The sequence below is a fragment of the Methylophaga sp. UBA5088 genome (genome assembly GCF_002414625.1).
GTDB classification, from domain to species: Bacteria; Pseudomonadota; Gammaproteobacteria; order Nitrosococcales; family Methylophagaceae; genus Methylophaga; species Methylophaga marina.
The window spans coordinates 3,974-4,424 of sequence record NZ_DIAC01000009.1 but is presented as its reverse complement, the minus strand read 5'-3'; the positions used below and the strand labels follow the sequence as shown (position 1 = coordinate 4,424).

Below are 451 nucleotides of genomic sequence, written 5' to 3'. Positions count from 1 at the left end.
GGGGGATTACTGCAACCGATAGCTGATGGCCTGAAATTGCTGATGAAAGAAGTCATCTTCCCGGCAAAATCCAATTTATATTTGTTTCTGGTTGCACCTGTTTTGGCAATAGGGCCAGCATTGGCTGCCTGGGCGGTGATGCCTTTTGATGATGGCATGGTGTTGGCAGATATTGATGCCGGACTGTTATATATCCTAGCGATTACTTCCATGAGTGTGTATGGGGTAGTGGTGGCTGGTTGGGCGTCTAATTCCCGTTATGCTTTTTTAGGTGCATTGCGTAGTGCTGCACAAGTGGTCTCATACGAGATTGCGATGGGGTTTGCTTTGGTCGGTGTGCTGATTGCGGCCGGTAGCTTGAACCTTGGCGAAATTGTACTGGCTCAACAAGGAGGTTTCTGGCACTGGTACTTCATACCACTGTTTCCTTTATTTATTGTCTATTTTATTT

General features: G+C 46.6%; 1 protein-coding gene. It reads left to right on the top strand.

Annotated elements, in window-relative coordinates; genetic code table 11:
• A partial coding sequence (locus B4K20_RS00635; protein WP_289281488.1) for a complex I subunit 1/NuoH family protein occupies nucleotides 1-451 on the top strand: 451 nt, incomplete at both ends.